Here is a 13,720-nt window from a genome sequence, read left to right as displayed (position 1 = left end):
GGGGGGGGTGTTTGTTGGGGAGAGACCTCTCCCCTGCTGCCCCGCCCGAGTCACTCGACCGGCACCACGCTCCGTTGACGCTGCGCTCCTTCGCTCAAGGCGCACCCACAAATCCGGACAGCCTCACGGCGTGACGACTGCCCACGGTCGCCGGCATGCGACAACAACGGCTTGGTTCAACTCCGAACTACGTGTGGGCTCTTGTCCGTATAGAGATGGGCGGTAAGCGAGGAAGCCCTGGGAGGCCGCTACTTCTGGGTCGCGGACGGCCTCATCGTCCGCGATGCCGGTATCAGCAACATGAGCCAGGTTCTCGTCGGCTTGGTCGAGAACGATGAGTTCACCCAGGTCCTTCAGCGGCTCGACGGCTGACAGGTTCCGGCGGTCACGAAACCTGATTGTCAACTGCCCGGGAATGAAGCCCCCTGGCTTGCTGCTCGGGTCAACACTGGTGGTGATGGGTCCCGGCTGCGTCCAGCCCTACGCGAGAAGCGTGAGGGCAGGGGCCTGTGACTCGGCCCCGCGGACCCACGTCGAGGGTCGGGCCGCCGGTTCTTCCAGTCGGTGTGAAGTTCGCCCAGGCGTACTCGGATCCGCGGACACCGCGGCGCTGACGTATGTCGAGCAGCAGGCGGACGTCTGCGTGTCGCACTTGTTGCAGGAAGGACTCGCCGCGAGGCCATAGACGCCGATTGCCACCTTTCCGAGCACAGGTAATCACCCATCTGCCTGCGAATAGCAGGTGCGGCGAGGTCGCATTACGCGACGGCGGTCCCCTCAAGCTCAACCATCTGGCCGGGGATCGCCAGTCGCGTCACCCCGAGCATCGTGGAGGTCGGCGCCACCCCGGCGGCACCCAACCGCGCCGCCAGCACGCCGTAGTGCTGGAAAAGCAGATCGACGTCGGTCGTGTAGACGTTGAGCCGGACGAGGTTCGCGAGAGACATGCCGGCCTCGCCGAGCACGGCCTCCAGGTTGTCGATGCTCAGCGCCAACTGCGCCGCCATGTCACCGTCATGCTGGGGCTTGCCGTCGCCGCTCATCGCGGTCTGCCCCGAGATGTACAGGGTCTGTGTGTGCCCGGAAACGACCTCACCCTGGTTGAATCCCATCTCCTCCGACCACGTCACCGGGTTGACCGCCGTTCGTTCCACTGCCACATCAGCTCCATTCGATTCATCGCGAGTACGTACGTCCATCGGCTCGGTAGCCGCCAGCTTTGACGCCGCGTCAACGAGCCTCCCAACAAATCACGACACCCACAGTCATGTATTCCGTTAATGTTTCCGTATGCGTGCCGACCGATTGGTCTCACTGGTGCTACTGCTGCGCCAGCGCGGTCGGCTGACAGCGGACACGCTGGCCCGCGAGCTGGAGGTATCCACCCGCACCGTGCTGCGCGACATCGAGGCGCTGTCCGCGGCCGGCGTCCCGGTCTACGCCGAACGCGGCCGGCACGGCGGTTTCGCGCTGTTGCCCGGTTTCCGGACCGAGCTCACCGGTCTGAACCACGACGAGGCCCTCGCCTTGCTGACCGCCGGATCGGGGCGCGGCGAGCAGGTGTTCGGCCTCGGCTCGGCGCTCGCTTCGGCCATGCGGAAGGTGGTCGACGCGCTGCCCGAAAGCCACCAGGCCTCCGCGAGCGACGCGGCCCAGAGATTTCTCGTCGACCCGGAGACCGACCTGCTCTCACGCCGGCTGGTCATTGAGGAGGTACCCGACACCACAATGATCGAGGTCAGGCGCGCGGTGCTCGCCGGACACAAGCTGCGCATCCACTACGCGGCCACAGGCCGGACACCACAGTGGCGCACGGTGGACCCGATCGGCCTGGTCACCGTACGCGACCGCGGCTACTTGCTGGCCACGAGGTCTGGCGCGGACCGCACCTACCGGCTGTCGCGGGTGTTGGCCGCCCAGGAACTCCCCGAAACGGCACAGCGACCAAACCGGGTTGATCTGGACCGGATCTGGCGGGAACGCTCCGCGCAGTTTCTCTCCGGTGGCGACCACCTCACCGTGCTGGTACGGGTGAACCCGGCGCGGCGGGAGGACCTGCTGGACACCGCGCTGGCTGTCCGCGCAGAAGAACCCGACGCGGACGGCTGGCTGCGGCTGGAGGTGACCTTCCAAGATTCACGACACGCCGAATGGGCGCTGTGGCAGCTCAGCACGGACGCGGAAGCCCTGTCCCCGCAGTCGTTGCGCACCTCCCTACACAACCGCGCCGCCGCGATTGCCACCCGCTACAGAGACTCATCCTGAAAGAGCGTCTTGTCCCGGCGAAGGTGTTTGGTAAGCCCGTCGAGGATGATGGCGAGGTGTTGGTAAAAGTAGAGGCAGTGCAGCCCGCCCTGTCGAGGCCGATGGTGGTCCGAGTGCACTCGGCAGTGGGCACTGCTGTGATGCTGTGGCGGGGGGCTCCTGAGGCAGTGGGGCGAGAACACCATGTCGAGTGGACTGTGGATGAGGACATCGCCTGGGCGGTGAATGCCTGGCCCAGTGCCTCTGGCGCCCCTGAGCTGCGGGAAGACGGCGACCGCATTGTCTTTCGTGGCCGGCTGAGCCTCACTGAAGACGGAGGGGCTGTCCTGGAAGTGGGTGGCGCGCCGATCCTGTTCGATCTTGCCGACCGACCGCTGCCGGAAGCTGTCGATGGGTCGTGGGTCGAGGTCCGTGTGGCACAGGACCACGTCGCTGTCTGGCCTCACCAGGTCTGACTGCTGGCGGATGGTCAGGTGTCGCGCCAGTTCGGAGGGGACTCGCGGGTGAGTCGGCGGCTTATCAAGTCGACCATCGCCAACTTGATCATGGCTTCCGAGCGGTGTGGGTGGGTTTCGCAATCGCCGGCAAGGCGTCGGTGGTGCATGAGCCAGCCGAAGGTTCGCTCGACGACCCAACGCCGCGGGATGACCTTGAACCCCTTCTCGGCGGGATCTCTGCGGACGACTTCGACGTCGATGCCCAGCGTGCTCCGTGGTCGATGGCCTTGATGCGACAGCCGGTATCAGCCCAGGCCGTGGTGACGTGCGAGTGGGCCTTCGATGTCTGCGAGAGCAACTGGATGGCGTCGGCGTCGGAACGACGGCTGCGCCAACGCCTGGAAACTGTGGGAGGAGATCATCCGCTCGGCTACAAGCGCAGCTACCAGCGCGTCCGTGCCTACATGCACCAGAAGCGCACCTCACCACGTCCGGTGACCGCAAGGCCGCCCTCGCCCCGTGCCGCCGCCGGGGGGATCCCCCGCCGCCCGGAAACCCTCGCCGGACCGAACAGCTCCAGCTCAAGACCGTCCGGACCCACTGCCCCGAATTGGACGCGCTCACCCGGCACGTCCGCTCCTTCGCGACCATGCTTACCGAGCGCCAGGGCGAGCGCCTGCCCGAATGGCTCGACGCCGTCCGGCAGGACGACCTCCCGAGCCTCCACCCCCTCGCAGCCGGCCTCACCCTGCCCTGGAACTCGGGCCCGTCGAAGGACACATCAACCGGATCAGGATGCTCAAGCGCCAGATGTTCGGCCGCGCAGGCTTCCAACTCCTTCGAAAGCGCGGTCCATTGGCGTGACGCAGAGTGGCTGCTCCAAAACTCCTGAGCCTCCCGCTTCCATGCGTGGCTCTGATAAGAGTTGATCATGGACACTGAAACTCTTGACCCGATGGAGCGTCTGATCGCCGAGCGGGCCTGTGAGCGGCTGATCGTCGAGTTCGTCCGTCGGCTCGACCTCGGGGACCCGAGCTCTGTGGCGGACCTGTTCACGCCGTACGGGACATGGGAATGGCCAGCTGGCGATCGCCGCATAGCGGGCCGCGATGCTCTTCGTGACTACTTTGGCGCCCGGCCCGCTGACCGGCTGTCGCGTCGTATGTGCACCAACATCCTGGTCACCGTGACCTCTGCGGAGTCGGCCGACGCCACCACCTACTTCGCCACGTACCGGGTCGACGGCTACTCCGAGGGCATGGTGTCGCCCCGGCCGCCGGCCCAAGTGGGGCACTACGAAGACACGTTCCGCAAGGTGGACGGCACCTGGCTGTTCTCCACCCGGACCACGTTCCTACCCTTCGCCGGTCCTACGGAACGCCTCGACAACACAGGCCGGTCGTGACGTTGAAGTAGTCAGCTCCGAGTTCCCAGGACTCATCTGATCGAGGGCCCCAATCCCCAGAGATTCACGGAACCGCGGAAGACTCGATTCCAACGAGTCTCAACAAGGGACAGTGACGGCCCCACAGAACCTGAGCCAGAACCACTACTCGCGAATAAGCCACATAGCAGACTTCGCGCAGCACAGGTACATCAGGGCGGTACACCGGCGGCGGAACTGCCCAGCGCACGAACTAAACACCCCCGGCGGGACAAAAGGCTCTTCGACGAGCCTCACGGCGACGCGAGAGGCACCAGGGCCGGCCGGCCCTCAGTGCAGAACCGCGGCCAGCGGCTTGACCTCATGCCTCGCGCCCGCCGCTTCGCCGTCGCCGCCCTGATTCGAGATCGCCGCGGTGCCGAACTCAGATTGGCCAATACATGACTCAACAGGCTGACTCGTCGTCAGTTAGCGTCTCTGGCGCTGGATACCCCGGCAGACCATGTCAAAGAGGGGGAACTTCACCATGCGTACGCGAGCCAAGGTCTTAACAACGATCGCGGCAGGGATGCTGGCCGCCGCGGGAATGTCTGCGCCGGCTGTCGCGGCGACAGCACCCGTCGACCGGCCGGAGACCCAGAGAACGACGACCGATGTGGGTATCAATCAGGTTGTCACCACCTGGACCTCCGCGAACATCCGCAGCTGTGCGTCCACCAACTGCGGCGTCGTTTACTCGGTGGGCGCCAACACCGGCCTCAACGCCTCGTGCTGGAGCTACGGCCAGTGGGTGAACCAGAATGGCGTCGCTCACGACAAGTGGGTCAGGCTCTACTCCGGCAACTGGATCTGGGGCGGCCTGCTGAAGGGCGACCAGACGGGCGGCGTATCCACGCGCTGCTGAACTCCGCTTGAGCGAGGGGTTCTCGCGCTGCTCGGGAGCCGAACCAGCAGGCGCTGAATAGGCACTTTCCACCCAGAGCACGCGACTCACCGCACCGCAGAGGCCACCAGCTTTGCCCGCACCCGACCGGGGCTCCCGCTGGTGGCCTTCTGCGCGCCCAGCGCGAATTCTCAGCGGCTTGGCGTGCGGGCACTCGCCCTTCCCGACGGGCGACATCACCTCTGCCGCACAGCGGGCCGTCGCCTTCCTCCACCGCGACGCTGACCGGAACCGACTACGGCTCCCCCGTCACCGACCCGGAGTTCATGGCCGGCAGCACCTACTGGGAGCAGTTGCTTCCGTCCGAGAACGCCGAGTTCTACCGGGCGGAGTACCTCGCTGCGCGGCTGCTGGCCGAGCACGGCGCACAGGCCCTTCGCGGAGCCGAATTGCCGGTCCTGGTGCGTCGTGCCGCCGAGGCCGCGTACGACGAGGGGCACGACACCCGCCGAGCAGGACGCCTGGACGCGCGATGCCAGGTCGCTCGTACGGGCACGCAACACGTTCGGGACGGCCCCGGCGCTCGATGCGCTGCGGACTGAACTGAGCGAACACATCGCGCGGTTCACATCCGCTGTCGTCCCCGATTCACGAGCGGCTGATCACGAGCTCGGCGCCGAGCACCTTGTCGAGGAACTGGCCGCCGGCGGCTCCTTCGTAACGAGCCCGGCGGCCCGGACGCTGCTCGAAAAGTTCCACCGGGCGTTGGGTTCCTCGCCGTACGCCGCCGACGTACGCGCTCAACTCGAAGCCGGCCGGCTTGCCGCCGCGCACCGGATCGTCGAAGGCTGGCTGGTCTCGTACGCCGCCGCCTGCGGCGAGGACGTCGACGCCGGAGACCTCGCCGAGGCCGTCGCTATCGAGGTCTGCCCAGACCTCGGGCACTACATTTGGACGCGTCCCTCACCGCCACCGTCGAGGGACTCCTCGGCAGCCACCCGCGCGTCGTCCGAAGGACCTTGACCCTGCGGCTGGACGAGTTCCTGACCAGGACGACCGACTTCGCCGGCCGGCTGGTCCCGGGTTTCCGCTCCTACCAGCAGAAGAGAAGCGTCCTCATCGCCTCCGAGCGGTCCCGCTTGCGCCTGGACGAGTACCGCCCGCGGGTCATGTCCTCGTTCGTACGCAACCGTCTCGTCGACGAGGTCTACCTGCCCCTGATCGGCGACAACCTCGCCAAGCAGCTGGGGACCACCGGTGACGGCAAGCGGACCGACAACAGCGGCCTGCTGCTCCTCGTCTCGCCGCCCGGCTACGGCAGGACGCCCCCCATGGAGTACGTCGCCGACCGTCTCGGTCTGCTGCTGGTGAAGGTCGACGGACCGGCCCTCGGCCATGGCTGGCCGCCGGCAACAACGTCCTTCTCTACCTGGACGACATCCAGCACACGTCACCGGAACTGCTCCAGAAGTTCATCCCGCTCTGCGATGCCACCCGCACTGTGAACGGGCACGACCTGCGCGGCAAGCGCTTCGCCGTCTGCATGGCCGGCAACCCCTATACCGAGTCCGGGCAACGCTTCCGCATCCCCGACATGCTCGCCAACCGCGCCGACGTATGGAACCTCGGTGACGTCCTGACCGGCAAGGAAGACGCCTTCGCGCTCAGCTTCATCGAGAACGCCCTCACTTCCCACCCGGTACTCGCTCCCCTGGCGGGGCGCGAACGTTCCGACGTGGAGCTGCTGATGCGGCTGGCCGCCGACGACCCCCACCGCCCGCCGCGACCGGCTCACGCATCCCTACGCCCCGGCCGAGCTCGACCGTATCCTCGCGGTACTGCGCCACCTGATCACCGCCCGCGCCACGGTCCTCGCGGTCAACGAGGCATACATCGCCTCCGCAGCCCCATCCGACGCCACCCGTACCGAACCGCCGTTCCAGCTCCAGGGCTCGTACCGCAACATGAACAAGATCACCGCCCGCGTCTCTCCAGCCATGAACAAGACGGAGCTGGCCGCCGTGATCGACGACCACTACACCGGTGAAGCCCAGACCCTCACCACCGGAGCCGAAGCCAACCTGCTCAAGCTGGGCACGCTGCGCGGCACCCTCACCACAGCGCAGGCCGACCGGTGGGCCGGCATCACTTCCTCATACGTCCGCGCCCAAGCTCTCGGCGGCTCCGTCGACGATCCGCTCGACCGAGCGGTAGCCGCGCCGTGGACCCGCGCCACCTGCTCAGCCGGCCGGCAGGCCGACACGCAGCTCGCGCCGAAGGTGGCCGGGCCGGATGACGCAAAGGTGAGCGGACCCGTACACACCAAGGCGCGAGGAGGTGTGTACGGGTCCGCTCAGGATCCGGTGCCGCAGGGCGGGTCAGACGGTGGTCTTCACCGGCTCCTGGTCTTCTTCGTCGTCGTCGCTGATCTCGCCGGCCTTACGGGCGCGGACGAACTCCAGGAAGGAGTTCAGTTCGCGCTTGACGACCGGGGCGAGCAGGTACAGGCCGATGATGTTGATGACCGCGAGCATGAACAGCACCGCGTCGGCCATGTCGATCAGGGTCTGCAGCGTCAGCAGGGAACCGGCTACGGCGAACAGGGTGTAGATCACCTTGTAGGTGAGTTCGCTGGCCTTGCTGCGGCCGAAGAGGTACGTCCAGGCCTTGAGGCCGTAGTAGCCCCAGGTGAGCACGGTGGAGATGGCGAAGAGCATCACCGCGACGGTGAGGACGTACGGGAACCAGGGCATCACCGTGCCGAAGGCGTCGGAGGTGATGGTGACGCCTTCGATGGACGCACCCGGCTTGCGGGCCTCGGCCCAGCTGGCCGGGTCGGCGATGACGATCGTCAGCGCGGTCATTGTGCAGATGACGACGGTGTCGATGAACGGCTCCAGCAGGGCGACCAGGCCCTCGCTGGCGGGGTGCTTGGTCTTGACCGCGGAGTGGGCGATCGGCGCGGAGCCGAGACCGGCCTCGTTGGAGAACGCCGCCCGCTTGAAGCCGACGATCAGGGCGCCGAGCACACCACCGGCCACACCCTGAGGGTTGAGGCGCCTTCGATGATGGTGCTGATGGCGGCGGGCAGCGCGGTGACGTTGACCAGGATGACGACCAGGCAGGCGGCGATGTAGAGGCCGGCCATGGCGGGGACGAGCCTGCTGGTGACCGAGGCGATGGATCGGATGCCGCCGAGGAGCACGATGCCGACGAGCGCGGCGACCAGAATGCCGAAGAACAGCGCGCCCGCGGACGAGCCCATGAGGCCCTCATCGCCGCCGGTGACGGAGACGAGCTGCGCGTAGCTCTGGTTGACCTGGAAGAGGTTGCCGCCGAAGAGGCCGAAGAACAGGATCATGAAGGAGGCGAGGACCGCGAGGACCTTGCCGAGGGTCTTGCCGTTCTTGCCGAAGCGCTCGGCGAGGCCCTTGGGCAGGTAGTGCATGGGGCCGCCGGAGACAGTTCCGTCGGCGTGCACCTCGCGGTACTTCACACCGAGGGTGACCTCGACGAACTTGGTGGCCATGCCGAGCAGGCCGCACAGGATCATCCAGAAGGTGGCGCCGGCGCCGCCGATGGACACGGCGACGGCGACACCGGCGATGTTGCCGAGACCGACCGTGCCGGAGACGGCGGCGGTCAGGGCCTGGAAGTGGTTGACCTCACCGGCGGAGCCCTTCTCGTCGTACTTCCCGCGCACCACATCCAAGGCGAGGCGGAACTTGCGCACCTGGACGAACCCGAACCAGCCGGTGAAGACCAGACCGGCGACCACGAGCCAGGCGACGATGAGGGGCAGATCAGTGCCGCCGATCAGGGGCGGCGTAGAAGACGACTTCCACGAGCCAGTTGGCTATGGGCTCGAAAAAGCCGCTGACGGCTTCGTCGACGGACTTGGTGATGGAGTCGAGTGACACAGTGGCTACCTCGATGGCGCAGGGCCGGAGCACGGGAGGAGTGCACCGGTTGGTGCTGGCTTGAGCGAACGCCGTTGTCCGATCGGCGACCCTGGATGAGACGTCCGCGGACCCGGACGGTGATCACCCTGGATCATGCTGCCGGTGCGTGCCGGCACTCCGCAGCGCGGCGAGGGGGTTGCCACCTGCGGAGTTGCGCAGTTTTACCACGCCTTTACAAGAAGTGACTCACATCACATAACGGTGGGTAGTGTTCGAAAGTCCCAGCGAACGAAACAAGACCGTTATCTGGAATGAAGCCTCCGCTGAACGAACAGGACGCTTCCACGCCGACGCGGCAGGTCGATGACGATCGGCCGGTCTGGCCGAAAACCGATGCCTGCGGTTAGGGTGCCGACGACGCGTTCAACATGACGCGGGGTGTGCCGGGAAGTCTGGTCGGCGATTAGGGGCCCTATGCCCAAAAGCCGATGCACCGGAGGCCCCTTTCCCATGGCTGATGCCCCGCGCGACCGTTCCCCCTTCCTCGGCCTGCTCCCCCTGCCGGAGCGCATGGCCGTCACCGCGGCCCTGCGGACAGAGACCGTGGGCGGGCTCGTCCTGCTCGCCGCCGCCCTGGTAGCGCTCGTCTGGGCGAACACGCCGTGGAGCGACGCCTACGAGCACATACGCCATCTCCACTTCGGCATCCCCGCCCTCGGGCTGGACCTGTCCATCCAGCACTGGACCGCTGACGGACTGCTCACCATCTTCTTCCTGGTCGCCGGGATCGAGCTCAAGCGCGAGCTCGTGGTGGGCGAGCTCAAGAAACCGGCGACCGCGATCCTTCCCGTGGTCGCCGCCGCGTGCGGCATGGCAGTACCCGCCGCTTTCTACGCCGTCACCGCCGCCGCCGGCGGCGGCAGCCTCAACGGCTGGGCGGTGCCCATGGCCACCGACATCGCCTTCGCCCTCGCCGTGCTCGCCGTACTCAGCACCCACCTGCCCGCGTCGCTGAGGGCGTTCCTGCTGACCCTGGCCGTCGTCGACGACCTCGGCGCCATCCTGATCATCGCCGTCTTCTTCACCAGCGACCTCAACCTGACCGCACTCGCCGGTGCCTTCGCGGGACTGCTGGTCTTCTACCTGCTCCAGCGCAACCGCATCACGGGCTGGTGGTGGTACGTACCGCTCGGCATCGTCATCTGGGCACTGATGTACAACGGTGGCGTGCACGCCACCGTCGCCGGCGTCGCCATGGGCCTCATCCTGCGAGCCACCCACGACCCCGAGCAGCGGGAGAAGACCTCCCCCGGAGAACGCACCGCCCATCTCCTGCGCCCCGTTTCCGCAGGTGTCGCCGTCCCCCTGTTCGCGCTGTTCGCCGCGGGGGTGGGCCTGTCGGCCGCATCGGTCGGCGAGGTCTTCACTCAGCCGGAACCACTCGGTGTCGTGCTGGGCCTGGTCGTCGGGAAGACCGTCGGCGTCTTCGCCGGTACCTACCTGGCCGCACGCTTCACCAGGGCCCGCCTCAATCCAGACCTTGCCTGGGCGGATGTCTTCGCGGTCGCCGTGCTGGCAGGGATCGGCTTCACCGTCGCCCTGCTCGTCGGCGAACTGGCCTTCCCGAACCCTGCCGAAGCCGAGCACATCAAGGCCGCCGTCCTCATCGGCTCACTGATAGCAGCCGGCCTCGCCGCTGTCCTCGTCATACGCCGCAACACCCTCTACCGGCGCCTGTACGAAGAAGAGAACCGCGACGACGACCACGACGGCATCCCGGACATCTACCAAAAGGCCCATGCAACCACCGAGCAAGGCTGAGGGAGCCCCCTCCATGGGCCCGTCACTGTCAGGTTGCCGCTCCCCGCTGCCGCGCGCGCCACTCAACTCATTCGGCGGTTCCCTCAACAGCCGGACCGAGACCGGCGGGGAGGTGCGCCACAGCCAGGGCAACAGCCTCATCGGCTGTGGCGGCGGCCTCGCCGATGATGTCGGCGTGACGATGCTTCAGCACGCGGTAGCGGCTGCCGTCGTAAGACGGGGCGATGGCCACCTCATGAGCTGTCGCAGCTGCCACGCGGCATGAGCTGCTTCCACGAGTTCACCGAACTCAGGGAATCCGGCGCCTCGGCCGCCTGTTCCCGCATCACGCGCCACTGCAGTTCCACTACTGCGGCTGGCCCATCATCGTGAGCCTTGGGGCGCGCTCACTGGAGTGCAGAAACGGCACCTGTGCCCCCAGCTCACTCAGGCTCCTGCTCTGACCCCACGCCACCCCGGCCGTGACGACATCCGCCAAGTCGGGCGTGGCTCCGGTGATGAGGGTGACCTCTCGACTCCAGCCGGAGACACCGAACCAGCGGCTTGCGCTCAGGGACCGACGAGGCGATACCAGCCGAAACCAGTGAGCCCCAGTCGCCGGGTACCACCGTGAGATCGACACCAAGGTCGGCCGCCAACTGTTCCAGCACGGCGGCCAGGTCGGGACAGAGACCGGAGTTTCACCTCCGTAGTCTGCCGTCGCAACGCCACAAAGAGAACGGTCATCAGGCGCAGCGCCGGCAGGACCGGCGCCGCGTCAACGGGAATGGGAGTCGCATCGACTTCGCGTATCGGCTGTGGGCCTTCGGATACATCGACTGGCAGGCCGCCGACAATCCACATGCACCGCCTCCTCACCAGCTCCCCTGCGATCACAGATGCTCGAACGCTTGATTACAGATAATCACGTTGCGGTCACGTTAGTCGGACGCATCTTGACGCTTCCTCAACCACAGAGTTGGATTTCGGCCACCTTGGCCGCAATTGATGCGGCCTGCCAGGGAGCTTGGATTCAACGAATGAACGCACTTCTGCGTCGTGCCGCCGTCGCAGCCGCCGCCCCCGCGATGGCCATGTCCCTCTTCGGTTGCGGGACGACCGAGGAACCGCCGAGTGTGAGGCTGAGTGACGACATCGTTGTTGGCCTGCTGCTCCCGGAGAACCAGGCCGCTCGCTACGAGCAGTTCGACAAGCCGGTCATCGAGGAGCGCATCGCGCTGCTCACCAACAGCAAGGGCACGGTCCGCTACGCCAACGCGAACAACGACGCCGATCGTCAGACGCAACAGCTCGAGTCCATGATCGAGGAAAAGGTCGACGTGCTGATCGTGGACGCGGTGGACTCCAAGGCCATAGCCGGCGCGATAGAGAAGGCGGACGACGCCAACATCCCGGTCGTCGCCTTCGACCGCCTCGCCGAGGGCCCCATCGACGGATACGTCTCCTTCGACAACGAACAGGTCGGCCACATCCAGGGCAAGTCCCTGCTGGAGGCCCTCAAGGGCGAGGCCGGTTCCGGTACGGGGCCCGGGTCCGCGTCGGGCAAGGTCGTGATGATGAACGGCGCCCTCACCGACCCGAACGCCGCCATGTTCAAGAAGGGCGCCCACACCGAGCTCGACGGCAAGGTCGAGATCGGCCTCGAGTACGACACCAAGGACTGGAAGCCGGAGAACGCCAAGGCGAACATGGAGGCCGCGATCGCCTCCCTCGGCAAGGACGCCATCACCGGTGTCTACTCCGCCAACGACGGCATGGCGGGCGGCATCATCGCCGCGCTGAAGGCCGCCGGTGTCACCGACCTCCCGCCGGTCACCGGCCAGGACGCCGAACTGGCGGCCGTGCAGCGCATCGTTGCCGGTGATCAGTACATGACCGTCTACAAGCAGTACGCACCGGAGGCAGAGGCCGCCGCGGAGATGGCCATCCTGCTGGCCAGGAACATGTCGCTCGGCTCCGCCGCGCACACGGACATCGACACCCCGACCGAGAAATCCGTCCCGACGGTGCGCATCCCGGTCATCGCACTGACGAAGGACAACATCAAAGAGACCCTCGTCACTGACGGCCTCTACACGGTGGAGCAGATCTGCGTCCCCAAGGTCCGGGCCGAGTGCGAGGAGCTCGGCCTCAAGTAGTCCCGCGTGGCCGGCCCCGTAACCCCGTACCCCTTTACTCACCGGGGCCGTACAGCGGCCAACCGCGCCCACACCACCAGCCGGTACTTCGAGCTGAACCCGGGCGTACACGTCCTCATCGTCAGGCCGTGGCCCGCCGCGCGGTACCCGCGGGGGGCCACGGCGTGCGGTGTCGGTGGCGGCGTGAACGCTCACCGCCACCTGGCAGTTCGCCCGCTTGGTCGTGGTTGCCGTGTATCCCGGCTCGCCGTAGAAGCCTTCTAACGATCACGGCGCCGCCGAGGGACGACGCGAGATGCCTGGCGTGGGAACTCCAGCTTGCAGCCAGGGGGCCGATCGGCAGGAGGGAGCGCTCCTTGTCCGGTCAGCCGCCCACCGGGAGACCACCCGGGAGGCCACCCGGCAGACCGCCAGGCACGGCCCCCGTTACGGCGTCCGTGGGCAGCCCACCCTTTGCGGCATCTCCCGCGACAGGCAGCCCGCCCAAGAGGTCGCCTCCCGGAAGAGCCGACCCCGTCCCGGGAAGCTCCGCAAGTGTCCTGTCCGCCGTCGCCGGCAGCGTGGCCGCGCCGGAAACCAGGGCGTTCCGACCCGCGGCCAGAGATTCCGCAGTACCCGCCGGCAGCGTCTTTGCCACCTGGTCCAGGGGGAGGTTCGACACCGCGCCGGTGACGGTACCTGTGGCACTCCCGATGGGTGAGACTGAGTCGGCAGCAGCCGCCTCTGCTGCGGACAGCACAGCGGTTCCGGCCAGCAGCACGGCAGCGGTCATGGTCTTGGAGTGCATCGGCATCTACCCAACTTCGTTGATTCAACGGCGCCTTGATGGAGGCGTGATCGATTCAACGGTTGAATGGGTGAATGGTCACGGGAGTCACACCGAGACACCT

Annotated in this window: 8 protein-coding genes and 3 pseudogenes; 7 read left to right on the top strand and 4 right to left on the bottom strand. The window is 66.9% G+C overall.

The annotated features are described in order from the left end of the window. Positions 1 to 758: 758 nt before the first annotated feature. Positions 759 to 1,154, bottom strand: coding sequence for a RidA family protein (locus tag ABZX79_RS23605; RefSeq protein ID WP_355261022.1), 396 nt, complete (start codon positions 1,152 to 1,154; stop codon positions 759 to 761). 136 nt (positions 1,155 to 1,290) lie between these two features. Here ABZX79_RS23605 and ABZX79_RS23600 point away from each other — a divergent pair, with 136 nt between their 5' ends. Next, positions 1,291 to 2,265 carry a WYL domain-containing protein gene (locus tag ABZX79_RS23600; protein WP_355260992.1) on the top strand — a complete coding sequence of 325 codons (975 nt, stop codon included), beginning with the start codon at positions 1,291 to 1,293 and terminating at the stop codon, positions 2,263 to 2,265. Between the two features lie 197 nt (positions 2,266 to 2,462). After that, positions 2,463 to 2,720 (top strand): hypothetical protein, encoded by a 258-nt coding sequence (locus ABZX79_RS23595; protein ID WP_355260989.1) that lies wholly within the window; start codon positions 2,463 to 2,465, stop codon positions 2,718 to 2,720. 14 nt (positions 2,721 to 2,734) lie between these two features. On the opposite strand, the pseudogene ABZX79_RS23590 reads toward ABZX79_RS23595, so the two are convergent. Then, positions 2,735 to 2,985: pseudogene (locus ABZX79_RS23590) on the bottom strand (transposase); the annotation flags it as partial. Between the two features lie 648 nt (positions 2,986 to 3,633). On the opposite strand from ABZX79_RS23590, the gene ABZX79_RS23585 reads away from it, so the two are divergent. From ABZX79_RS23585 to ABZX79_RS23575, 3 genes and pseudogenes are all read left to right on the top strand, one after another. Next, a complete protein-coding gene (locus ABZX79_RS23585; RefSeq protein WP_355260986.1) occupies positions 3,634 to 4,107 on the top strand; it encodes a nuclear transport factor 2 family protein in 474 nt (157 codons plus the stop codon). 505 nt (positions 4,108 to 4,612) lie between these two features. After that, positions 4,613 to 4,990, top strand: a complete 378-nt coding sequence (locus ABZX79_RS23580; RefSeq protein ID WP_355260983.1) for a hypothetical protein — start codon at positions 4,613 to 4,615, stop codon at positions 4,988 to 4,990. A 260-nt stretch (positions 4,991 to 5,250) separates the two neighbouring features. After that, a pseudogene (locus ABZX79_RS23575) lies at positions 5,251 to 7,188 on the top strand (DNA repair ATPase); the annotation flags it as partial. Between the two features lie 159 nt (positions 7,189 to 7,347). Here ABZX79_RS23575 and ABZX79_RS23570 read toward each other — a convergent pair. Continuing rightward, positions 7,348 to 8,889, bottom strand: a pseudogene (locus tag ABZX79_RS23570) (alanine/glycine:cation symporter family protein). Between the two features lie 492 nt (positions 8,890 to 9,381). Here ABZX79_RS23570 and nhaA point away from each other — a divergent pair. Then, positions 9,382 to 10,692 (top strand): Na+/H+ antiporter NhaA, encoded by a 1,311-nt coding sequence (gene nhaA, locus ABZX79_RS23565; RefSeq protein WP_355260980.1) that lies wholly within the window; start codon positions 9,382 to 9,384, stop codon positions 10,690 to 10,692. A gap of 67 nt (positions 10,693 to 10,759) precedes the next feature. Here nhaA and ABZX79_RS23560 read toward each other — a convergent pair whose 3' ends face one another. After that, positions 10,760 to 10,948, bottom strand: a complete 189-nt coding sequence (locus ABZX79_RS23560; RefSeq protein ID WP_355260977.1) for a DUF6193 family natural product biosynthesis protein — start codon at positions 10,946 to 10,948, stop codon at positions 10,760 to 10,762. Positions 10,949 to 11,711: 763 nt separating this feature from the next. Here ABZX79_RS23560 and ABZX79_RS23555 point away from each other — a divergent pair. After that, positions 11,712 to 12,830 carry a substrate-binding domain-containing protein gene (locus ABZX79_RS23555; protein WP_355260974.1) on the top strand — a complete coding sequence of 373 codons (1,119 nt, stop codon included), beginning with the start codon at positions 11,712 to 11,714 and terminating at the stop codon, positions 12,828 to 12,830. Positions 12,831 to 13,720 lie beyond the last annotated feature (890 nt).

The organism is Streptomyces sp. NPDC002994, from assembly GCF_040611155.1.
In the GTDB taxonomy this organism is placed as follows: domain Bacteria; phylum Actinomycetota; class Actinomycetes; order Streptomycetales; family Streptomycetaceae; genus Streptomyces.
The sequence above is the reverse complement of the archived record's forward strand: the minus strand, read 5'-3'. Positions and strand labels throughout refer to the sequence as shown.

What these genes read in the sequence shown, in the direction of transcription:
- nhaA (WP_355260980.1), top strand. Translation starts at nt 9,382, where the DNA reads ATGGCTGATGCCCCGCGCGACCGTTCCCCCTTCCTCGGCCTGCTCCCC.
- ABZX79_RS23555 (WP_355260974.1), top strand. Translation starts at nt 11,712, where the DNA reads ATGAACGCACTTCTGCGTCGTGCCGCCGTCGCAGCCGCCGCCCCCGCG.
- ABZX79_RS23600 (WP_355260992.1), top strand. Translation starts at nt 1,291, where the DNA reads ATGCGTGCCGACCGATTGGTCTCACTGGTGCTACTGCTGCGCCAGCGC.
- ABZX79_RS23585 (WP_355260986.1), top strand. Translation starts at nt 3,634, where the DNA reads ATGGACACTGAAACTCTTGACCCGATGGAGCGTCTGATCGCCGAGCGG.
- ABZX79_RS23580 (WP_355260983.1), top strand. Translation starts at nt 4,613, where the DNA reads ATGCGTACGCGAGCCAAGGTCTTAACAACGATCGCGGCAGGGATGCTG.